The 22,592-nt window shown below is 73.0% G+C and carries 9 protein-coding genes and 1 pseudogene; 2 read left to right on the top strand and 8 right to left on the bottom strand.

Features of this window, described 5'->3' with window-relative positions; translation table 11 throughout:
- Positions 1 to 75: 75 nt before the first annotated feature.
- Together RM788_RS45920 and RM788_RS45915 are read right to left on the bottom strand one after the other, a co-directional pair.
- Positions 76 to 1,074, bottom strand: a complete 999-nt coding sequence (locus RM788_RS45920) for an NAD-dependent epimerase/dehydratase family protein (RefSeq protein WP_315927116.1) — start codon at positions 1,072 to 1,074, stop codon at positions 76 to 78.
- Positions 1,071 to 1,979, bottom strand: coding sequence for a ScbA/BarX family gamma-butyrolactone biosynthesis protein (locus RM788_RS45915; protein ID WP_315927114.1), 909 nt, complete (start codon positions 1,977 to 1,979; stop codon positions 1,071 to 1,073). Before RM788_RS45915 ends, RM788_RS45920 begins: the two co-directional genes overlap by 4 nt.
- A gap of 259 nt (positions 1,980 to 2,238) precedes the next feature.
- Here RM788_RS45915 and RM788_RS45910 point away from each other — a divergent pair, with 259 nt between their 5' ends.
- Positions 2,239 to 2,874, top strand: a complete 636-nt coding sequence (locus RM788_RS45910) for a ScbR family autoregulator-binding transcription factor (RefSeq protein WP_315927112.1) — start codon at positions 2,239 to 2,241, stop codon at positions 2,872 to 2,874.
- 36 nt (positions 2,875 to 2,910) lie between these two features.
- Here RM788_RS45910 and RM788_RS45905 read toward each other — a convergent pair whose 3' ends face one another.
- Positions 2,911 to 3,534 (bottom strand): ScbR family autoregulator-binding transcription factor, encoded by a 624-nt coding sequence (locus RM788_RS45905; RefSeq protein WP_399342154.1) that lies wholly within the window; start codon positions 3,532 to 3,534, stop codon positions 2,911 to 2,913.
- 318 nt (positions 3,535 to 3,852) lie between these two features.
- On the opposite strand from RM788_RS45905, the gene RM788_RS45900 reads away from it, so the two are divergent.
- Entirely contained in the window at positions 3,853 to 4,593 is a 741-nt protein-coding gene (locus RM788_RS45900; RefSeq protein WP_315927108.1) for an AfsR/SARP family transcriptional regulator, read from the top strand.
- A 64-nt stretch (positions 4,594 to 4,657) separates the two neighbouring features.
- Here RM788_RS45900 and RM788_RS45895 read toward each other — a convergent pair whose 3' ends face one another.
- The 5 genes and pseudogenes from RM788_RS45895 to RM788_RS45875 form a co-directional block, all read right to left on the bottom strand.
- Positions 4,658 to 5,236, bottom strand: coding sequence for a class I SAM-dependent methyltransferase (locus tag RM788_RS45895; protein ID WP_315927106.1), 579 nt, complete (start codon positions 5,234 to 5,236; stop codon positions 4,658 to 4,660).
- A gap of 298 nt (positions 5,237 to 5,534) precedes the next feature.
- Positions 5,535 to 6,362, bottom strand: coding sequence for an ABC transporter permease (locus RM788_RS45890; protein ID WP_315927104.1), 828 nt, complete (start codon positions 6,360 to 6,362; stop codon positions 5,535 to 5,537).
- Positions 6,362 to 7,285, bottom strand: coding sequence for an ATP-binding cassette domain-containing protein (locus RM788_RS45885; protein ID WP_315927102.1), 924 nt, complete (start codon positions 7,283 to 7,285; stop codon positions 6,362 to 6,364). Before RM788_RS45885 ends, RM788_RS45890 begins: the two co-directional genes overlap by 1 nt.
- 164 nt (positions 7,286 to 7,449) lie before the next feature.
- Positions 7,450 to 17,793 (bottom strand): annotated as a pseudogene (locus RM788_RS45880) (SDR family NAD(P)-dependent oxidoreductase); the annotation flags it as partial.
- Positions 17,794 to 17,848: 55 nt separating this feature from the next.
- On the bottom strand, positions 17,849 to 22,582 hold the full coding sequence (locus tag RM788_RS45875; protein WP_399345287.1) for a type I polyketide synthase: 4,734 nt from the start codon (positions 22,580 to 22,582) through the stop codon (positions 17,849 to 17,851).
- Positions 22,583 to 22,592 lie beyond the last annotated feature (10 nt).

The following is a 22,592-nucleotide window of genomic DNA, read 5'->3' as shown; positions in this document are numbered from 1 at the left end:
CATTGTGAAAACTGCGGGTTCGGCGCGACTCGCGGTGACGGCCGCCACCTGGACGGCCGCCTCCCCGAATCCGGTTCAGCCGACCGGTTCCCTGATGCGCAGCGACTCGCGGTACCAGTCCGCCGCTTCCGCCAGCCGCGGGCGGAAGCCCGGACCGGGGGAAACGCCGGTGAGCTTCCAGATGCGACTGCTCTCGTACCAGTGATCCCTCGTGAGCAGGGAGTACTGGTGGTCGGTCAACCAAGGCAGCTCCGCGCGCGTGCGGACGCGGTGCTTGTCGAGCGGCAGGTCGACGACGGGCAGCGGCAGGTCGAACAGCTCGCACATCGCGGTGACCAGTTGGCGCACCTGGACCGGGCGCGGGTCGGCCACGTGGAAGACCTCCCCACCTCGGCGGCTCGCACGGGGGTTGAGCGCCAGCACCGCGATCGCCGCGGCCAGGTCGGCCACCGCCACGAGCGACGCGAAGGCCGAGCCGCCCGCCGCCCACGCCGGGACCGCCTGGATCCAGCGGACCAGTGTCGGCACCACGTGCCGGTCGCCCGCGCCGTGGATCAGGTGCGGCCGCAGCACCGTGCCACCCGCGGCCAGCACCATGCGCTCGGCCGCCAACCTGGTCCGGCTGGTCGGCGACACCGGATCCGTCATCAGCCTGCGCCCCCAGCCCGGTTCCGCGACACCCCCGTGGACGCCGTCGCGGTAGACCGCGCACGTGCTGAGGTGCAGCACGTGCGCGGTGCCCGAGTCGCGCGCCTCCGCGAGGACGTTCGCCGTGCCGTCCTCGTTGACGGCCGTGCAGAGCGCGGGACCACCGCCCACCTGCGACGCGAGGTGCACCAGGGTGGTGCTCCCGGCGCACAGCCCGGCCAGGCTCGCGGCGTCGGTGAGGTCACCGAACCACGTCGTCACTCCCGCTTCCACCATCCACATCGGCACCGGACGCCGGGTAAGGACGCGGACCCGCGCGCCCATGCCCAGCGCGACCAGCTCACGCAGCACCGCGCTGCCCACGAAACCGGTCGCGCCGGTCACCACGATGTCCGGCCGGTCCGCCGTCGACCCCCGAGCGCTCATGACAAGCGCATGCCCAGCGTGCCGTGCGCGGCCGTGGCGCCGTTCTGCCGCACCTCGACCCGCACGGTCCGGGTGCGGTCCGATCCGGTGTCGTCCGCTTCGACCACCAGCTGGCAGTCGGAGTCGAACTCCACGTAACTGCCGAACTCGAACTCGACGCTCAGGGGAAGGGCGTACGGGTCGCCGATCGCCAGCAGGGCCGCTTGCCGCGCGCCTTCGATGAGCACCATGCCCGGCACGTGGTCGACCGCGTGGTCGAAGAGCACCGAGTGGTCCGGGTCGAACCGCAACGACCACGTGCCGTCCGCCGGCGCCTCCGCCACCAGCACGTCCTCCGCTCGGTCCCGACCGACCAGCGCCGGGGCGACCGCGGGCAGGAGCGCCGCCTGGAACGGCGTCGCCGCGAAGTGGTCGCCCCGCACCCGGCGGTAGACCGCCGGGGACACGCAGCGCCAGCGGTCCGACGCCGTGCCGATCCGTTGGCCGTCGCGGAAGCACTCGTAGTCCAACCGCATGCCGCCGACGTTCTTGCCCCGGTGCTCCACCTCGTGCGCGCTGACCTCCAGCACCACGTCGATCGGGCGGCCCTCGGTGGCCACTCCCGCCTCGCTGACCGAATACACCTTGTGGTCCGAGAGGAAGCCGTGGCTGAGCGGCACGCCGTACGCCCGGTGCGCGATGAGCAGTCCCGCCTGGCGCACCGTCTCCGCGTACAGCATCGGGTCGTGGAAGGCCCGTGTTCGCGGGCCGAAGAAGCTGTGCCGGCGCGGCCACTGCGCACCGACTTCGAACCTTCCCTCGCCGAGTACGTTCAGGTCGGTGACGAAGACCTCCGAGACGGCCGCGCGGTGCACGAGGCTCCGCGGGATCGTCTGCTGGAAGTCGACGGATCTTGTCACCGGCATTTCATTGATCTTGATTTCGGGTATTTTGCGCGCGGTCTCCTGAATCATGGTGCCGAACATGGCGGTCCTCCCAGAAGTTCTACCCCAGTACTCCCCGCCACATTCTTAGCGGAAATGAGCAGGTAAAACCATACCGACCGAGCGGTTTTTTTTGCTGGATTTCCTCAACCTCCCGACGTACACTGGACAATTGACGCATCCGCCGACACCGCCGGGGGTCCACTGTGGATCACTCGACGACCGACGAGAGGAACTGGGCGTGGCTCGCCAAGAGCGTGCAGAGCAGACACGGAAAGCGATCCTGGAGGCAGCCGCCTCCCGGTTCGACGCGGTCGGCTTTCTCGGCGCGAGCCTGTCGGACATCCTGACCGAGGCGGGTGTCACGAAGGGCGCGCTGTACTTCCACTTCAAGTCCAAGGAAGACTTGGCCGACGCGCTCGTCGACGAGCAGTTCGCGGTCTCCGAGCCCCTGTCGGCGATCGAGGATCCGGGACTGCAGACCGTCATCGACCTCACCTACGAGATGGCGGCCGGCCTCCAGTCCGACGTCCGGGTGCGGGCCAGCATCCGGCTCGTCATCGAGCAGGGCTCGTTCGTCACGCCCGCCGACAACGCCTACAAGCGGTGGATCGACACGATCCACGGCTGCCTGCTCGCCGCGAAGGCCGCGGGCGACCTGCGCAAGGAGATCAACACGCACGACCTCGCGCAGTTCGTGGTGGCCTCGTTCACCGGGATCCAGCTGAGTTCGCAGGTGTTGACCGGGCGGGCGGACCTGAAGGAGCGCGTCACGTTCATGTGGAACACGATCCTGGGTTCCGTGGTACCGCCCCGTCGGCTGCACAGGTTCACCTCGACGAGCGGGTCCACGGCCATGGAGTCCGCCTCGGTCTGAGGAACGCGGGGAACGGGCGGCCACCGGCCGCCCTTCTCATGCCTGCCCGCCGCCCGCCATCGTCCGCGGCGACCGTTCGTCCAGGTCGACGAGGCGCCACAGCTTCGCCAGCGCCGCGGCGAGGTCGGTGTCCAGCACGACGATCCGGCTGGAGACCACGGATTCGAGGCCGACGCAGGTGGCCAGCACCAGCAGTTCCACGGTCTCGGTCGACGCGTCGGCGCCGAGTTCGCCGCCGGCGACCGCTTCGGCGACGTACTGGCGCACCTGAGCCAGCCACGCTCGGGAGAACAGCACGAACCGCTCGTCCGTGGATCCCATCTCGCGCGCCAGGCGGAAGCTCGCGCCGACCTTCGGGTCGGTGTCGAGCCAGCGCATGAGCGCGCGACTGAGGTCGGCGAGGCGCAGCAGGGCGGGCCACCGCGTCGCGAGCTGCCGGTTCACGTGCTCGCGCAGCACGGCCACCGCGGTGACCTGCACCTCGTCGCAGATCTCGTCCTTGGACGAGAAGTGGAAGTACAGGCCACCCTTGGTGACACCTGCCGCGTGCGAGATGCCCACCATGCTGGTGGCCGCGTAGCCGTCCTGGTGCAGCAGCCTGGCTGCGGCTTCCAGCAACAGGCGCCGGGTCTCTTCCGAGCGTGCCTGCTTGGTCACCATCGGCCCCCATCTGCTCGTGCCGGCTGGCACAGGGAGTCCCGCACCTCATCGTACCCATCCATAATTACATACCAACCGCCCGGTTTACAAGTTGGAGACGGCCGATTCTGGCTCAACCACAGGGCAGTTGCCGACTTGCAACGAACCAAACAGACCGACCTCCCGGTTTTATCTTGAAAACCGGGCGGTCGGTTTAGTACACTGCCCACGTGGGACCGGGCACATGGGCGCTGGACACTCTGGGGGCGCCGGGCCGGGTAGTCCCGATCGACGTGGACTCCGGAGGGCAGAGGAATGAACTACGAGATACTCGGTCAGATGAGAATCGGGGGGCGGCCCGGTGTCAGCGCACCTCGGGCGCGCAAGATCGAAACGCTGCTCGCCGTCCTGCTGGCCAGGCACAACCAGGTGGCGACCACCGAGCACCTGATCAACGAGCTCTGGGGCGAGAACCCGCCCGCACGTGCGAGCGCCGCTCTGTACGTGTACGTCTCGCAGCTGCGCAAGCTGCTGCGCGGCACGGGTGACGACGCGGACGACAGCCCCGTCGTGACCAGCCCGCACGGCTACTCCCTGCACGTCGGCATCGACGAGCTCGACGCAGACCGCTTCACCCACCTCTACCAGCAGGGCCGGGCCCTGTACTGGGACCGCAGCTACAAGGAGGCCGCGACCGTCCTGCGCGCGGCCGCGAACCTGTGGCGCGGCGAGGCGTTCGGCGGCTTCGCCAACTCCCCCGACGTCCAGGCCTACGCCACCCTGCTGGAGGAGAGCAGGCTGGAGTGCCTGGAACTGCTGATGGAGACCGAACTGCTGATCGGCAGGCACCGCGAGGTCGTCGGACAGCTTTCCGCGCTGGCGAAGGAGCACACGCTGCGCGAGACGTTCTACGAGTACCTGATGACCGCCCTGCTGCGGTCCAACCGCAGGGCCGAGGCCCTGGAGACCTTCGCCTCCGCTCGGCACCACCTGGTCCAGCAGTTGGGCATCGAGCCCGGCAGCTCACTGCGGAAGCTGCACCACAGCATCCTGGTCGACGAGATGTCGGACGCGGTTTGATCCAGCCCCACCCGGCCCAGCGGCCCGGTCCACCGCCACGAGCGGGGGCCGGGCCGCCTCTCGTTCAGCTCCGGTAGAGCGACACGACCGGTCCGCCGCACTCCGCGGGCTCGCCGTACCAACCGCCCCAGCGGCTGTCGAGCGCCAGTTCGGCCAACTCGGCCATGAGGTCCAGTTCCGAGGGCCACACGTAGCGCAGCGGCACGCGGGCGTCGGCCAGGAACAGCAGTTGGCGGGCGCAGTCGTGCCCGGTCACGAGCGGGTGCGCCGCCCACCCCACCGGATCGGGGTGGTGGCCCTGGACGACCAGCGCGCCGCCAGGGCGCAGCAGCGTCGCGAGCCTGCGGACGAGGCGGACCTGGTCCCGCTGCACGAGGAACCGCGAAAGGGCGTCGGAACCCGCGTGGACGACGTCGAAGCGCGAGGTGGGCAGGCTGTCGAAACCCGCCACCGCGACGGCGCACCCGTGCGCTTCGAGCGCGTCCGCCACCGGGCCGCCGCCCAGCACGAGCACGCGCGGACGGCGCGCGACCCGCTCGGCGATCTCGGCCAGGAAGGCCGCGGCACCCGCCGGATCGCCTGCCGGCGAGGCGAACCAGGCGTCGAGGGACCCGGCGGGCTTCTCGACGATGTGGGTCGACATCTGGCCACCTCACTTCACTCACTGCTCGGACATCTCTACGCAGAGTGCCCGACCGACCTAAAGTCGACCTTGCGCCCCTGGCACGACGAAGGCGGCCCGCGGGTGACCGCGGACCGCCGTCGGCGAGGACGCCGTTGTCGATCGATCGGACGTGGACCAGGCATCTTCCGGAACCCGGACGAGCCAGGACGAGGAACCCGCCCCCGGTGGTGGCCGTGGTGCCATGGGGAACACCACGACCGGACCGCCGGGGAACGCCGCAGCCGAACCCGCCGACGACGCCCCCGCCCGTGCCGGTTCAGCCTGCGGCGCGCTGGTGGAACTTCCGAACCGCGAAGAACGCGGCCAGCGCGGTGATGCCGACCCACCAGGCCAGCGCGAGCCAGCCGGTCGAGCCCAGCGCCGTGCCGTTCATCAACCCGCGGACGGCGTCGATGAGGACGGTCACCGGCTGGTTGTCCACGACCACCCGCATCGCCGCGGGCATCGACGCCGTGGGCACCAGCGCGCTGCTGGCGTAGGGGATGAAGACGAGGATCATGCCGAGGCCGCCCGCGCCCTCGACGGTCTTGGCGATCGAGCCCAGCAGCGTGGCGAGCCAGAACACGCCGGTCGCGAACAGCGCCAGCAGACCGACCGCGCCGAGCCAGCCGAGCACGTCACCCGAGGGGCGGAACCCGATGGCCAGGCCGACCGCGACCATCACCACCAGCGAGATCAGGCTGCGCAGCACCCCGGCCACGACGTGGCCCACGAGCACGGCCGGGCCGACCATGGGCATCGAGCGGAACCGCTCCACCAGACCCTGGGTGAGGTCCGAGGCCACCCCGACCACGGTGGTCGTGGAGTTGAAGCCGATGCTCACGACCACCAGGCCGGGCAGCAGGTAGTCGATGTAGGCCATGTCGGGAACGCTGATCGCGCCGCCGAACATGAAGCGGAACAGCAGCAGGAGCACCAGCGGCAGCGAGACCGCCTGGATCAGCATCTCCGGGTTGCGGGTGATGTGCTTGACGTTGCGCCCGATCAGCACCCGGCAGTCGGACAGCGCCAGCGCGAACGAGGAACGGCTCGGGGTCTCGGGGACCTGCGTCCCCTCGACCTCCCTGGACAGGGTCTGGGTCATCACTTCTCTCCCGCGGTTCCGGTAAGGGCGTGGAAAACGTCGTCGAGGGTCGGCTCGGACAGTTCGAGCCCGGTGGTCTCGAGGCCCGCGTCGGCGACCTGGTTGAGCACCCGCCGGACCTGGCCGGGCTGGTCGATGGCGACGCTGACCGTGTCGTCGATCAGCACACCGCCGACCACCTCGTGCGCGCGCGCCGCGTCGCCCGCGGTGGCGAAGGCCAGCTTCAGCCGCTCGCTGCCGACCTTGCGCTTCAGCTCGGCCGCCGTGCCCTCGGCGACCACGCGTCCCTTGTCGATCACCGCGATCCGGTCGGCGAGCTGGTCGGCCTCCTCCAGGTACTGCGTGGTGAGCAGGATCGTGGTGCCGCCGTCGAGCAGCGTGCGGATCGCGTCCCACATCGCCGAGCGGCTGCGCGGGTCGAGACCGGTGGTGGGCTCGTCGAGGAACAGCACCGGCGGCGAGGTGATCAGGCTGATCGCCAGGTCGAGCCTGCGGCGCATGCCGCCGGAGTAGGTCTTGACCTGGCGGTCGGCGGCGTCGGTCAGGTCGAACTGCGTCAGCAGCTCGGTGGCGCGGGTCTTCCCCTTGGCCGTGGCCAGGTGGAACAGGCGGGCCATCATCTCCAGGTTCTCGCGCCCGGTGAGCAGGTCGTCGACCGCGGTGTCCTGTCCGGTCAGGCCGATCTGCTCGCGCACCTTCCGCTTGGGCCCGGCGAGGTCGTGACCGTTGATCTTCACCGTGCCGCCGTCGGCGGCCAGCAGGGTGCTGAGAATGCGCACCGTCGTGGTCTTCCCCGCGCCGTTCGGGCCCAGCAGCGCGAACATCGTGCCGCGGGCCACGTTCAGGTCGACGCTCTCCAGGACGTCCACGTCCCCGTAGGACTTGCGCAGCCCCCGTGCTTCGATTGCGTAGCCGGTGACCATTGGTTACCTCTCCTCGTTCGGGTCAAGCTCTTTGGTGAAGCCGGGAAACTGTCCGCACCAGTGCCTCACAAGCCGGTTGGGGAAGGCAATAGTGGCCGGGTGGAGCCGGATTAGGGGTAGACACACGCCCTGCCGGTGGCCGCGAGGGGCCAACGGCACGGCGACTAGTCGTCGTCACCGCCTCCGATCGCCATGCTGATCAGGGCGTCGGTGTCGAGTTCGTCGATCGTGGCCGCCTCGACGACCGGCACCTCCGGCTCCGCCTCCTCCGGCAGGCGGACGCCCGCCAGCTCCAGCAATCCGTCGAGCAGGCCCGCGGAACGCAGCTCCTCCAGCGGTATGGCCGCCAGCGCTTGGCGAATCCCCTGCTCCGTCACGGTTTCCTCCGTGAACGCGACCGCGACCTCGGCGGGCGCCAGTTCGCCGACAAGGTGCTCGGCGAGGATGCGCGGCGTCGGGTAGTCGAAGATCAGGCTCACCGGCAGCCTCAGTCCGGTGACGAGGCAGAGCTTGTTGCGGAACCCGGTGGCGGACAACGAGTCGAAGCCGACCTCGTTGAACGAGCGGTCCGGCTCCACCACCTCCGGTCCGGTGTGGCCCAGCAGCGCCGCGGCGTGCGTGCGCACCAGGGTCAGCACGGCCGGGACGCGCTTGTTCACCGGTAGCCCGGCCAGCTTCTTCGCGAGCGACTCGGTGTCCTCGGCCGCGTCCTGCGCGGCACGACGGCCAGGAGCGCCTGCCAGACCGCGCAGCACGGCCGGGAGTTCGTCGTCGCCGGACGACGCCAGCACGCGCGTGTCCAGCGCGATCGGCACCAGCAGTGCCTCCGCCGAGCCCGCGGTCAAGTCGAGCAGCCGCAGTCCGTCCTCTGTGGACAGTGCGGTGATCCCGGTCTCGCCGATCCGGTGCGCGTCCGCGTCCTCCAGCGCCGCGCCCATGCCGCCGCCCCACAGGCCCCACGCCAGGGAGGTGCCCACGAGGCCCTCGGCACGTCGCCGGGAGGCCAGCGCGTCCAGGAACGCGTTGGCCGCGGCGTAGCTCGCCTGCCCCGGCGCGCCGAGCACCCCGGCGGCCGACGAGAACAGCACGAACGCGGTGAGGTCCAGTTCGCGGGTCAGCTCGTGCAACGTCCGCGCCGCGTCGGCCTTCGGTCGCAGCACGGTGTCGAGCCGTTCCGGCGTCAGCGACGTCAGCACGCCGTCGTCGAGGACGCCTGCCGCGTGCACCACCGCCCGCAGCGGCGCGTTCGCCGGAACACCGGCCAACAACGCGGCCGTGGCGTCGCGGTCGGCCACGTCGCAGGCGGCCAGGGTGACCTCGGCGCCGAGCGCGACCAATTCGTCGCGCAGTTCGACCGCGCCGGGGGCGTCGAGCCCTCGGCGGCTGGCGAGCAGCAGGTGCCGCACGCCGTGCTCGGCGACCAGGTGCCGCGCCACGGCCGTGCCGAGCGCGCCGGTGGCGCCGGTGACGAGCACCGTGCCCTCGGCGTCCCACACCGGGGCCGCCACCGCGTCGGCCGCCCTGGCCAGTCGCGGCACCAGCACCGCACCCGCCCTCAGCGCCACCTGCGGCTCGTCGGAGGCCGACACCGCGGCCAGCGTCCGGCCGGTCGGGGTGCCCGCGCCGAGGTCGACCAGCGCGATCCGGCCGGGGTGTTCGGCCTGCGCCGAGCGGACCAGGCCCGCCACCGCGGCACCGACCGGGTCGGGGCTTTCCCCTTCCCCGGCCGCCACGGCGCCACGGGTCACGACGATCATCGAGCCGTCGGCGAACCGGTCCGCGGTGAGCCAGGCCTGCAGGACTCCGAGCACGCGGTGCAGTTCCGCGTGCACGTCGTCGCCGCCCGCGGGCAGCACCAGCAGACCGGTGGCGTCCTCGATCGAACTGACGGCCTTGGCGCCCAGCGCGTCGGTGAGACCGAAGGAGTCCGGCCCCACCACCGTCCAGTCGGTGACCTCGGCCACCGCGTCGAGGTCGGCGTGTTCCCAGGCGAGGCGGAACAGCGAGTCCCCTCCGCCCGAGACGGCGGGCTGCGGAACCGCGGACATCGGGCGCAGCAGCAGCGACTCGACCGACGCGACCGGAGCCCCGGCGCCGTCGGCGACGTCCAGCGCGACCGCGCCGGTGCCGACCGGGCGGACGTGGACCCGCAGCGTCGTCGCGCCGACGGCGTGCAGCCGCACGCCTTCCCACGCGAACGGCAGCACCGGTTCACGTCCGGCGGCGCCGGAGACGCCGATGGTGTGCAGTGCGGCGTCGAGCACGGCCGGGTGGATGCCGTACCGGTCCACATCGGACACCCAGGCCGGGAGCTGGATCTCGGCGAACGCCTCGCCGTCGCGCTTCCAGGCCGCGACGAGCCCGCGGAACGCGGGGCCGTAGACCAGCCCGTCGGCGGCCAGCTCCTCGTAGGTCCCCTCCAGCCGCACCTGTTCGGCACCAGCCGGAGGCCAGGCCTTGAGGTCGAACTCCCGGCCCCTGTTCGCCTTGGCGAGCCTGCCGGTGGCGTGCCGCGTCCACGCGCCGGTCACGCCCTCGATCCGCGAGTGCACGCTGAACGAGCGGGTGCCGTCGCCGCCTGGCGCGTCGAGGGCGAACTGCACCCGAACACCGGTCCGCTCCGGCACGACCAGCGGGTACTCCAGGGTCAGCTCGTCGAGCCGCGGGCAGCCCGCCTCGTCGCCGGCGCGGATCGCCATCTCGACGAACCCGGTGCCGGGGAACAGGATCGAACCGCCGACGACGTGGTCGGCCAGCCACGGGTGCGTGCCGACGGACAGCCGTCCGGTGAACAGCAGCCCGTCGACGCCCGCCAGTTCGAGTGCCGTCCCGAGCAGCGGGTGGTCCTCCTGGCCGGGTGCCGAAGCCGTGCTCTCCAGCCAGAAGCGCTGCCGCTGGAACGGGTACGTCGGCAGCTCGACCGGTCGGGCGCCCGTGGGCTCGTACACCGCGGCCCAGTCGACGGCGACGCCGCTGACGTGCAGCCGCGCCACGCCGGTCAGGGCGGCGACGGCCTCGTCGTCCTCCTTGTGCAGCAACGAGGCCAGCACTTCGGGCCGCTCGTCGAGGCAGGCCGCGGTCATCGCGGTGAGCGTGGTGTCCGGGCCCAGCTCCAGGAACCGGTTCACGCCGTCCGCCGCGCCGCGCGCGACCGCGTCGAGGAAGCGCACGCCCGCGCGGACCTGGCCCACCCAGTACTCCGGCGAAGTCAGGTCGGCGGGTCCGCCGGTGACCGTGGAGATCACCGGGATCCGCGGCTCGGCGTAGGTCAATCCCGACGCCACCGCGCGGAACTCGTCGAGCATCGGGTCCATCAGCCGCGAGTGGAACGCGTGCGAGACGCGCAACCGCTTGGCGCGCTCGAACTTCGCCGCCACCTCGGCCACCGCGTCGGCGGCACCCGAGATCACGACGGCGCTCGGGCCGTTGACCGCGGCGATGTCCACGATGCCTCCGGCGGCTTCGAGCACCGCGTCGGGTGTCGCCTCGATCGCCGCCATGGCCCCTCCTCCGGGCAGCGCCTGCATCAGCGCGCCCCGCGCGACCACCAGTTCGGCCGCGTCCTCCAGTGACAGGACCCCGGCGCAGTGGGCCGCGCCGATCTCGCCGATCGAGTGGCCGATCAGCACGTCCGGCTTGACGCCCCACGAGCGCACCAACCGGAACAGCGCGACCTCCAGCGCGAACAGCGCGGGCTGGGTGTAGCGGGTCTCGTCGAGGCCTTCGCCGCTGTCGACCACTTCGCGGATCGGGCGGTCGAGATGCCGGTCCAGTTCGGCGCAGACCTCGGCGTAGGCCGCGGCGAACGCCGGGAACCGCTCCGCCAGCCGAGCCCCCATCCCCGTTCGCTGGGAACCCTGGCCCGCGAACAGGAACGCCGTGCGCCCGCCCGCGGTGGCGACACCGCTGACGACCCCGCGCGCCTCCTCCTCGTCGACCAGTGCCGCAAGACCGCGGACGAACTGCGGCGACCGGCTGCCGATCAGCACCGCGCGGCGGTCGAACGCGCTGCGCGTGGTGGCCAGCGAGAAGCCGATGTCGGCGAGGCTGCCTTCGGGGTCCTCGTCCACATAGGACATGAGCTGCTCGGCCTGTGCCCGCAGGGCCGCCGCGCCGCGGCCCGAGACCGGCCAGGCGACCGGACCGTCGACGTCCGGCACGACGCCCACCTCGCGGCGGTCGCCCTCCTCCAGGATCACGTGGGCGTTGGTGCCGCTGACACCGAACGACGAGACACCGGCCCGGCGGGTGTGCCCGTTCGGCAGCCACTTCACCGGCTCGACCAGCGCCCGGACCGCGCCGGACGACCAGTCGATCTCGGTGGACGGGCGGCCGACGTGCAGCGTCGCGGGCAATTCGCCCCGGCGCATGGCCATCACCATCTTGATCACCCCGGCCACGCCCGCCGCGGCCTGGGTGTGGCCGATGTTCGACTTGACCGAGCCGATCCACAGTGGACGCTCGGCCGACATCTCCTTGCCGTAGGTGGCCAGCAGCGCTTGGACCTCGATCGGGTCGCCCAGCTTCGTGCCGGTGCCGTGCGCCTCGACGGCGTCCACGTCCGACGCGGTGACCCCGGCGTCGGCCAGCGCCGCGCGGATGACGCGCTGCTGCGCGGGGCCGTTGGGGGCGGTGAGCCCGTTGGACGTGCCGTCCTGGTTGACCGCGCTGCCCGCGAGCACCGCGAGCACCGGGTGGCCGAGGCGGCGGGCCTCGGACAGCCGTTCCAGCACCAGCACGCCGACGCCCTCGGACCAGGTGGTGCCGTCGGCGTCGTCGGAGAACACCTTGCAGCGGCCGTCCGCCGCCAGTCCTCCCTGGCGGCTGAACTCGACGAACGTCTCCGGTGTCGCCATCACGGTCACACCGCCCGCCAGCGCGAGCGTGCAGTCGCCGCCGCGCAGCGCCTGGGCCGCCATGTGCATCGCGACCAGCGAGGACGAGCACGCGGTGTCGACGCTGACCGCCGGGCCCTCCAGCCCGAGGGTGTAGGACACCCGTCCGGTGACGATGGAGCCCGCGCTGTTCGCGCCGACGTAGTCGTGGTACTGGACACCCGCGTAGACGCCGGTCGGGCTGCCCTTGAGCGAGGACGGGTCGATGCCCGCGCGTTCGAGCGCCTCCCAGCACGCCTCCAGCAGCAGCCGCTGCTGCGGGTCGATCATCGGCGCCTCCTTGGGCGAGACGCCGAAGAACGCCGGGTCGAAGTCGCCGGCGTCGTAGACGAACCCGCCGCGGGCGACGTAGGTGGTGCCGGGGCGGCGGCCGGTCGGGTCGAGCAGGCCGTCGACGTCCCAGCCGCGGTCGGCGGGGAAGTCGCCGATGGCGTCGCGGCCGTTGGCGACCAGTTCCCAGAGCTGCTCGGGCGAGGCGACCCCGCCGGGCAGGCGGCAGGCCATGCCGATGATCGCGATGGGCTCGTCGGAAGCAGCCGAGGTCACCGCGACGACCTCGCCCGCGGTGCCCACCAGTTCGGCCAGCAGGTGCCGGGCCAGCACCAGCGGCGTCGGGTGGTCGAAGATCAGGGTCGCGGGCAGCCGCTGCCCGGTCGCCGCGCCGAGGCCGTTGCGCAGCTCGATCGCGGTGAGCGAGTCGAACCCGAGCGACTGGAACTGCGCGGACGGGTCGATCTCGTGCGCACCGCTGTAGCCCAGCACGGTGGCGGCGTGCCCGCGGACCAGGTCGAGCACGGCGTCGATCCGGTCCGCCTCCGGCAGGGCAAGCAGGCGGGCGGCGAAGGAGTCCACGGCGGCCGAGGCCGCACCGGCCGCGACGCGCCGGGTCGACCGTCCGGTGAGCTCCTCCAGGGTCTTCGGGATCCGGTCCAGCCCGCGCAGGGCGGCCAGGTCCAGCTTCACCGGCACGACGGCGGGGTGCCGGACGGACAGCGCCTGGTCGAACAGGTCCAGCGCGTCCGAAGTGGACAGCGGCACGACGCCGCCCGCGGCCAGGCGGGCGACCTCGGTCTCGGACAGGGTGCCCCCCATGCCGCCGACCTCGCCCCACAGGCCCCAGCCCAGCGACAGCGCGGGCAGCCCGTGCGCGACGCGGTGCGCGGCGAGCGCGTCGAGGAACGCGTTGGCCGCGGCGTAACCGCCTTGGCCCGGCGCGCCGAGCACGCCGGAGACCGACGAGAACAGCACGAACGCCCCGAGCGCGGTGGTGCGGGTGAGCTCGTGCAGGTTCAGCGCGCCGTCGACCTTCGGCCGCAGCACGGCGTCGACGCGGTCGGGGGTGAGCGCGGTGACCACACCGTCGTCGATGACACCGGCGGCGTGCACCACGGAGGTGAGCGGGTGCTCCGCGGGGATCGCGGCCAGCACCTCCGCGAGCGCGCCGCGGTCGGCGACGTCGCAGAGCGCGATGTCGACGTGCACGCCCAACTCGGCGGCCAGCGCCTCCAACTCGGGCGTGGCGCGGCGGCTGACCAGCAGCAGACGGCGGACGCCGTGCTCGCCGACGAGGTGCCGGGCGAGCTTGCCGCCGAGCGCGCCGGACGCGCCGGTGACCAGCACGGTGCCGCTCGGGTGGAAGTACGCGGGCTCGGACTTTGCCACGGTGCGCACGAGCCTCGGGACGAGGACCGCGCCGAAGCGGACGGCGGCCTGCGATTCCCCGGAGGCGAGGACCCGCGGCAGGACGGCGTCGACCTCGGCGTCGGCGTCGAGGTCCAACAGCACGAACGTGTCCGGGTTCTCCTCCTGCGCCGAGCGCACGAGGCCCCAGGCCGCGGAGGCGGCGAGGTCGGTGACGTCGCCGCCGACCGCGACGGCGCCGCGGGTGACCACGACCAGGCGCGCGTCCCGGGGGTGTTCCTCGGCGAGCCAGGTCTGCAGGGCGGCGAGCACGCGGTGGATCAACGAGTGGGTCTCCGCCGCGGTGCCCGCTTTGCCCGCGCAGTGGAAGACCTCGACCGCGGAGGTGTCCACAATGGACTCGGATTCGGCACGGCGCCACTCGATCCGGTAGAGCGGCGCTTCCGGGGCGACCGGTGCGGTGAACGCGCGGAACACGATCTCGGCGACGGTGGCGACGGGCTGACCCGCGGCGTCGGCGAGCGCGACTTCGAAGCCGTCCTCGGTGGTCGGCGTGAACCTCACGCGCAGGGCCGAGGCCCCGGTGGCGTGCAGCTCGACACCGGTCCAGCAGAAGGGGACCCGGCCGACCCCGCCGTCACCGCCGCCCGCGACGCGGAGCGCGTGCGTGCAGGCGTCGAGCGCGGCCGGGTGCAGGCCGAAGCGGTCGGCGTCGCTGTCCTCGGGCAGCACGACCTCGGCGAACACCTCGCGGCCTCGGCGCCAGACCGCGCGCAGCGACCGGAACAGCGGGCCGTAGGTGAGGCCGGTGTCGGCGAAGTCGTCGTACAGGCCGTCGATCACGACCGGCTCGGCGCCGGGCGGCGGCCACTCGGTCAGCTCGACACCGCGGTGCGACTGCGGGGCGACGGTGCCCTCGGCGTGCGACGTCCACGGGTCGTCGGTGCCCTCCGACCGCGAGTAGACGCCCACGGCGCGGACGCCGTTCCCGCCCGCGGCCCCGACCACCACCTGCACCTGGACACCGCCGCGGTCCGGGACGACCAGCGGGCTGCCGAGCGTGAGCTCCTCGATCCGGCCGCAGCCGACCTGGTCGCCCGCGCGGACCGCCAACTCCAGGAAGGCGGTGCCGGGAACGGTGACGACGTCGCCGAGCCGGTGTTCGGCCAGCCACGCGTGGGTCTCGACGGACAGCCTGCCGGTGAGCACGGCGCCATCGGTGTCGGCGAGCGCGACGGCCGCGCCGAGCAGCGGGTGCCCGGCGGAGGTGAGGCCCGCCGCGGTCATCTCGTCGCGGTTGGCGCGGGCGTCGAGCCAGTAGCGCTTGCGCTGGAAGGCGTACGGCGGCAGGTCGACGCGCCGGGCGCCCCTGCCACCGAACACCGCGGCCCAGTCCGGGACCACGCCGCTGACGAACAGCTCGGCGAGCGCGGTGAGCGCGGAACGGGGTTCGGAGCGGTCCTTGCGCAGGACCGGCACGACCACGGCGTCCGAGGACTGCCGGACGAGCGCGGACAGCACGCCGTCGGGTCCGACCTCGACGAACCGCGAGACGCCCTGCGCGCTCAGCGCGGTGATCCCGTCGTGGAACCGGACGGTCGCGCGGACGTGCGAGACCCAGTACTCCGGCGTGGCGATCTCGGTGCCCGCCACCGCGCCGGAGACGTTGGACACCAACGGGATCGTGGGCTGGGAGTAGGTGAGCGCGCGGGCCACCGCGGCGAACTCGGCGAGCATCGGTTCCATCAGCGGCGAGTGGAAGGCGTGCGACACCTTCAGCTTCGACGACTTGCGGCCCTTGAACCGCGCGACCGCGGCGGCGACCGCGTCCTCGGTGCCCGACAGCACCACGGAGTCCGGGCCGTTGATCGCGGCGATGCTCACGTCGGCGGTGAGCACCGGCGCGACCTCAGCCTCGGCCGCCTGCAGCGCGACCATCGCGCCGCCGCCGGGGAGCGCCTGCATGAGCTTCGCCCGCGCCGCGACGAGTGTCGCGGCGTCGGCCAGCGACAGCACACCGGCGACGTGCGCGGCGGCGAGTTCGCCGACCGAGTGGCCGAGCAGGAAGTCGGGCTTGAACCCCCACGAGGACAGCAGCCGGAACAGCGCGACCTCGATCGCGAACAGCGCGGGCTGGGTGTAGCCGGTCTGGTTGACCAGGCGCGGGTTGTCGAAGACGACCGTCTTGAGCGGACGGTCGAGGTGCCGGTCCAGCTCCGCGCAGACCTCGTCCAGCGCGACGGCGAACACCGGGAACGCGGCGGCCAGCTCGGCTCCCATGCCCGCGCGCTGCGAGCCCTGGCCGGAGAACATGAACGCGGTGAGCCCCTCGACCGGCGCACCGGTGACCAGGGTGGGCGACGGTTCGCCGTCGGCGAGGGCGGCGAGCGCGGACTTCGCGTCGGCTTCGGCGAGCACCACGGCGCGGTGGCTCAGCGGCGACCGCGAGGTCGCCAGCGAGAACCCGAGGTCGAGCGGTGACAGACCGTCCACAAGGGACCCCAGCCGCCCCGCCTGCGCCTTCAGCGCGGCGGTGCCGTGCCCGGCGACCGGCCACGGGACCGGGACCCCTTCCGGCCAGCTGGGCGCGACCTCGTCGGACTCGGCGGAGGGCGCCTCCTCGACGATCACGTGCGCGTTGGTGCCGCTCACGCCGAACGAGGAAACACCGGCGCGGCGCGGCTTCTCCCCCGCGGGCCACGGGTGCTCCTCGCGCAGCAGCTCGACCTTCCCGGCCGACCAGTCGACCTCGGTGGACGGCTCGGTGACGTGCAGGGTCTTCGGCAGCAGGCCGTTGCGCAGGGCCATCACCATCTTGATCACGCCGCCGACACCCGCCGCGCCCTGGGCGTGGCCGATGTTCGACTTGATCGAGCCGAGCCGCAGCGGGCGGTCCCGGTCCTGGCCGTAGGTGGCGAGCAGGGCCTGGGCCTCGATCGGGTCGCCCAGCGTGGTGCCAGTGCCGTGGCCTTCCACGGCGTCCACGTCCGACGCCGAGAGCTGCGCGTTCGCGAGCGCCTGGCGGATGACCCGCTGCTGCGACGGCCCGTTCGGCGCGGTGAGGCCGTTGGACGCGCCGTCCTGGTTGACCGCGGAGCCGCGCACGACGGCGAGGACGGGGTGGCCGTTGCGGCGGGCGTCGGACAGCCGCTCCAGCAGGAGCGTGCCCGCCCCCTCGGCCCAGCCGGTGCCGTCCGCGCTGTCGGAGAACGGCTTGCAGCGGCCGTCGGCGGCGAGCCCGCGCTGGCGGCTGAACGCCACGAAGGGCCCCGGCCGCGACATCACCATCACGCCACCGGCCAGCGCCAGCGCGCAGTCGCGCTGGCGCAGCGCCTGCACGGCCAGGTGCAGGGCGACCAGCGACGACGAGCAGGCCGTGTCGATCGTGATGGCGGGTCCCTCGAGCCCCAGCGCGTAGGCGATCCGGCCGGAGATGACCGAACCGGCGTTGCCGGTGCTCAGGTAGTCCTGGACCTCACCGGCGAGCACCGACTGCGGCAGCTCGTCGTAGTAGTCCTGGTCACCGCTGCCGAGGAACACGCCGACCTGCTGCTTGGCCAGGGAGTGCGGTGCGATGCCACCGCGTTCGAAGGTCTCCCACGCCAACTCCAGCACGAGCCGCTGCTGCGGGTCCATGGCGAGCGCCTCGCGCGGCGAGATGCCGAAGAAGGCCGCGTCGAACTGGGCGACGTCGTGGATGAAGCCGCCCTCGCTCACGTAGCTCGTGCCGGGGCTGTCGGGATCGGCGTCGAACATCGTGTCCAGGCCCCAGCCGCGGTCGGCCGGGAACGCGCCGATGGCGTCGCGGCCGTGGGCCACCAGCTCCCAGAGGTCCTCCGGTGAGCGGACGTCGCCGGGGTACCGGCAGCCCATCGCGACGATCGCGATCGGCTCGGTCTCCGCGGCCTCCACCTCGCGCAGCCGCTCCCGCGTCTCCTGCAGGTTGGCGGTCACCCGCTTCAGGTAGTCGACCAGCTTGCTCTCGTCAGTCATCGTGGCAACCTCTTGTCGCTGGGTGGAGGGGCGCTCAGGCGCCGAGTTCGTTGTCGATGAGGGCGAACAGCTCGTCCGTGGTCGCGGTCTGCAGCAGGTCGGTGCTCTTGGTGCCCCCCAAGGTCTTGTGCAGGGTGGACACCACCGCCTGGAGCCGGGCGACGATCCGGGACCGGTCGATCTCCGCCGCGTCCAGTGCGGCGGCGGCGGCCTCCAAGCGGTCCAGCCCGACCTCGAGCGGGACGGCGGTCTCCCCCTCGCACAGCCGGGTCCACAGGTGCTCGGCCAGTGCCTGCGGGCTGACGTGGTCGAACGCGATGGTCGCCGGGAGCTTCAGCCCGGTGGCCGCGCCGAGCCGGTTGCGCAGGTCGACGGCGGTGACGGAGTCGAAGCCCAGTTCCTTGAAGGCGCGGCCGGGATCGACCGCCGCTCCCCCGTCGTACCCGGCGACCACGGCGACCTGGCCGCGCACCAGCTCCAGCAGCGTCCGCCGCTGCTCGGCGGGAGGCACCGGGGCCAGCCGCCCCTTCAGGTCACCGGTGTCCTCCACCGCTTCGGCGGTGTCGTCGGCGGCCTCGGGCAGCGCGCGCAGCAACGGCCTCGGGCGCGCGAGCTGGTACACCGGGGCGAACACGCTCCAGTCGATGTCGGCGACGACCAACTGGCTCTCGTCGTGGTCGAGCGCTTGGCCGAGGGCTTCGACCGCGAGCCCCGGCGCCATCTCGGCCAGACCCGTGCGGCGCAGGAGATCGCCCGCCTCGGCGTCGACCATGCCCCCGCCGCCCCAGGAACCCCAGGCGATCGCGGTCGCGGTGCGCCCCGCGGCGCGACGACGGCGGGCGAGCGCGTCGAGGTAGGCGTTGCCCGCGGCGTAGGCGGGTCTGCCGGAGGTGCCCCACACCGCGGCACCGGACGACATCAGCACGAACGCGTCCAGTTCGGTGTCGCCGAGGAGCCGGTCGAGCAGTGCGGCGCCGACGACCTTGGCGCGGGTGGCGGCGGCGAACTGCTCCGGCGTCACGTCGCCCAGTGCCGGCTCGTCGGTCAGCACGCCCGCGGCGTGCACGACGGCGGTCGGCGGGTGCTCGGCGAGCAGAGCCGCCAGCGCGCTCTCGTCGGAGACGTCGCAGGCCACGACCGTGACGCGGGTGCAGGCCAGCTCGTCGACCAGTTCCCGTGCGCCCTCGGCGTCGAGCCCGCGGCGACTGGTGAGCACGAGGTGCTCGGCGCCCCGGCCCGCCAGCCACCGGGCGACGTGCGCTCCGACGGCACCTGTGCCGCCGGTGACCAGCACGGTCCCGCGAGGCTTCCACTCGGCCGCGGTCCCGCTCAGCGGGGCGCGCACCATGCGCCGGGCGAACACCCCGGACGGCCGGATCGCGACCTGGTCCTCACCGTTCACCCCGGACACCACGGCGCACAGGCGCGTGACGTCCGCGGTGCCGTCGAGATCGACCAGGCCGCCCCAGGTCGCGGGCTGGTCGAGACCGACGACCGTGCCGAGGCCCCAGACCGCCGCGACGGCCGGGTCGGCGTCGGAGAACGCGTCCACCGCGACCGCGCCGCGGGTGACCACCCAGACGGGCGCGTCGGCGTCGACGTCCCGCAACGCCTGCAACACCGCGATGGTCCCGGCGACAGCGCTGCTCAGCGCCGGGTGCTCCGGGTGCTCGCGGGGGTCGAGGGCGAGCAGCGACAGCACGCCGTCGAACTGGCGGAGCGCCATCGCCCCGGTGAGCGCCTCGGTCAGCGTCGCGCGGTCCGCGTCCGAGGAGACCCGCACGACGTCGCCCTGCTCGGCGAGCGCGTCGGCCACCTCGGCCGCTTCGGGGACGCCCGCCGGGACGACGACCAGCCAGGTGCCGGTCAGCCCGCCGGTGACGCCGCCCAGCGGCGCCCACGAGACGCGGTAGCGCCATGAGTCCACAGTGGACTTGGCGGTGCGGCCCGCGTGCCACGAGGCGAGCGCCGGGACGAGTTCCGCGAGCGGGGCGGGCTCGACGCCGAGCCGGGCGGCGAGCGCGTCGACGTCACCGGTCGTGACGTCCTGCCAGAACTCCTCGTCGGCCACCGACGCGGGCGCGGGCGGCGCCGCGGCTTCCTCGTCGAGCCAGAAGCGCTGGTGCTGGAACGGGTACGTCGGCAGGTCGACCGTCCGCGCGCCGGGGACCAGCGGAAGCCAGTCCGCCGCGCCGCCGCGGACGTGCAGCTCGGCGAGCGAGGTGGTGAACCGGGTCAGCCCGCCCTCGTCGCGGCGCAGGGTGCCCACGACGGTGCCGGCGCGCCCCCCGTCGTCCAGGGTCTCCTGGATGCTCATGGCCAGCACCGGGTGCGGGCTCACCTCGACGAACCGGGTGTAGCCCGCCGCGGCGAGCGTCGCCACGACCGGCGCGAACCGGACCGTGGTGCGCAGGTTGGCGAACCAGTAGCCCGCGCCGACCGTGTCCTCGCCGACCGGCTCCTCGGTCACCGTGGACGTCATGGCGACGTCACCCCGACGGGGCGCGATCGGGCCGAGGTCGACCAGCAGGCGGTCGGAGAGGTGCTCTACGTGCGCGGAGTGCGACGCGTAGTCCACCGGCACGCGCTTGGCGCGGAAGCCCTCGGCGACGAGCTGGTCGCGCAACTGGTCGAGCGCGTCGCCGTCACCCGACAGCACGGCCGAGGTGGCGCCGTTGTCGGCGGCCAGCGAGATCCGGCCGCCCCAGGCGTCGAGCCGGGACCGCAGGTCGGCTGCGGAGACCCCCGCGGCGAGCATCCCGCCGCCGCGACCGCCGAGCACGTCCCCGATCGCCTTGCTGCGCAACGCGACGACCCGTGCGCCGTCCTGGATGGACAGCGCGCCCGACACGGTCGCGGCGGCGATCTCGCCCTGCGAGTGGCCGATCACCATGTCCGGCTCGACACCGAGCGCCCGCCACTGCGCGGCCAGCGAGACCATCACCGCCCACAGCACCGGCTGGACGACGTCCACCCGGTCGGCGGGCGGGGTGCCGGGCTCACCGCGCAGCACGGCGAGCACCGACCAGTCGGTGAACTCCCGCAGCGCGGCGTCGCACTCGGCCATCCGCTCGGCGAACGCCCGCGACTGGTCCAGCAGCTCGGTGGCCATGCCCGTCCACTGGGAACCCTGACCGGGGAAGACGAACACGGTCTTGCCGCGGACGTCGGCGGTGCCGGTGACGACGTCGGTCCGCGAGCCGCCCACCGCCAGCGCGCCCAGCGCCTCGACGGCCTGCGCGCGGTCCGCCGCGAGCACGACGGCCCGGTGGTCGAGCTTCGCGCGCCCGGTGACGAGGGTGTGCGCGACGTCGGCGAGCGCGTCGCCGGAGGTCCGCACGTGGGACGCCAACCGGGCGGCGGCCTCGGCCAGCGCGGCCGGGGTCTTCGCCGACAGCACCAGCGGGCTGACCGCGGTCGTGCCGGCCGAGGTCGGGGGGCTCGCCGTGACATCGGCCTCCGGCGCCTGTTCCAGGATGACGTGCGCGTTGGTGCCGCTGACCCCGAACGACGACACCGCGGCGCGGCGCGGACGGGCCACCTCCGGCCAGTCGCGCGGCTCGGTGACCAGTTCGACCGCACCCGCCGTCCAGTCGACGTGCGTCGACGGCGTGCCGACGTGCAGCGTGCGCGGCACCCGGCCGTGTCGCAGCGCCTGCACCATCTTGATCACGCCCGCGACCCCGGCCGCGGCCTGCGGGTGCCCCATGTTGGACTTGATCGAGCCGAGCAGCAGCGGCTCGCCCGTGGTGCGCTGCCCGTAGGTCTCCAGCAGCGACTGCGCCTCGATCGGGTCGCCGAGCGCGGTGCCGGTGCCGTGGGCCTCCACGACGTCCACATCGGACCGCGACAGCCCGGCGTCGACCAGCGCGGCCTCGATCACCCGGACCTGCGACGGGCCGTTGGGCGCGGAGAAGCCGTTGCTGGCGCCGTCCTGGTTGACCGCGGTGCCGCGGAGCAGGGCGAGGACGCGGTGTCCGTTGCGGCGCGCGTCGGAAAGCCGCTCCAGCGCCAGGACGCCGACGCCCTCGGCCCACGACGTGCCGTCGGCGTCGTCCGAGAAGGACTTGCTGCGGCCGTCGGCGGCGAGCCCGCGGCGTCCGCTGAAGTCGATGAACATCTCCGGGGTGCCCATCACCGCGACGCCGCCCGCCAGCGCGAGCGTGCAGTCGCCGTCGCGCAGGCCTTGCGCGGCCATGTGCAGCGCGACCAGCGACGACGAGCAGGCGGTGTCCACCGACACCGACGGGCCTTCGAGCCCGAGGGTGTAGGAGACCTGCCCGGAGACCAGGCTGCCGTCGGGGCTGCCCCCGCTGTAGTCGTGGTACATCACCCCGGCGTAGACGCCGGTCGGGCTGCCCTTGAGCGACTGCGGGTCGAGCCCGGCGCTCTCGAACGCCTCCCACGCGGCCTCGAGCAGGATGCGCTGCTGCGGGTCGGCGCGGCGGGCGTCGCGAGGGCTGATGCCGAAGAACTCGGCGTCGAAGTCCGGTGCCCCGTAGAGGAATCCGCCGTGGCGCGTGTAGGTCTTGCCGGGCCGTTCGGGCGTCGGGTCGTAGATGCCCTCGAGGTCCCAGCCGCGGTCGGCGGGGAATTCCCCGATCACGTCGCGACCCTCGTCGACCACCGTCCACAGGTCGTCCGGCGTGCGGACGCCGCCGGGGTAGCGGCAGCTCATCCCGATGATCGCGATGGGTTCGGCGTTCCTGGCCTCCAACTCCTGCACTCGACGCCGTGCCGCCTGCAGGTCGGCCGTCGCGCGCTTCAGGTAGTCGCGG

The organism is Umezawaea sp. Da 62-37, from assembly GCF_032460545.1.
Lineage (GTDB): Bacteria > Actinomycetota > Actinomycetes > Mycobacteriales > Pseudonocardiaceae > Umezawaea.
The sequence above is the reverse complement of the archived record's forward strand: the minus strand, read 5'-3'. Positions and strand labels throughout refer to the sequence as shown.

What these genes read in the sequence shown, in the direction of transcription:
- RM788_RS45920 (WP_315927116.1), bottom strand. Translation starts at nt 1,074, where the DNA reads ATGAGCGCTCGGGGGTCGACGGCGGACCGGCCGGACATCGTGGTGACC.
- RM788_RS45915 (WP_315927114.1), bottom strand. Translation starts at nt 1,979, where the DNA reads ATGCCGGTGACAAGATCCGTCGACTTCCAGCAGACGATCCCGCGGAGC.
- RM788_RS45905 (WP_399342154.1), bottom strand. Translation starts at nt 3,534, where the DNA reads ATGGTGACCAAGCAGGCACGCTCGGAAGAGACCCGGCGCCTGTTGCTG.
- RM788_RS45900 (WP_315927108.1), top strand. Translation starts at nt 3,853, where the DNA reads ATGAGAATCGGGGGGCGGCCCGGTGTCAGCGCACCTCGGGCGCGCAAG.
- RM788_RS45895 (WP_315927106.1), bottom strand. Translation starts at nt 5,236, where the DNA reads ATGTCGACCCACATCGTCGAGAAGCCCGCCGGGTCCCTCGACGCCTGG.
- RM788_RS45890 (WP_315927104.1), bottom strand. Translation starts at nt 6,362, where the DNA reads ATGACCCAGACCCTGTCCAGGGAGGTCGAGGGGACGCAGGTCCCCGAG.
- RM788_RS45885 (WP_315927102.1), bottom strand. Translation starts at nt 7,285, where the DNA reads ATGGTCACCGGCTACGCAATCGAAGCACGGGGGCTGCGCAAGTCCTAC.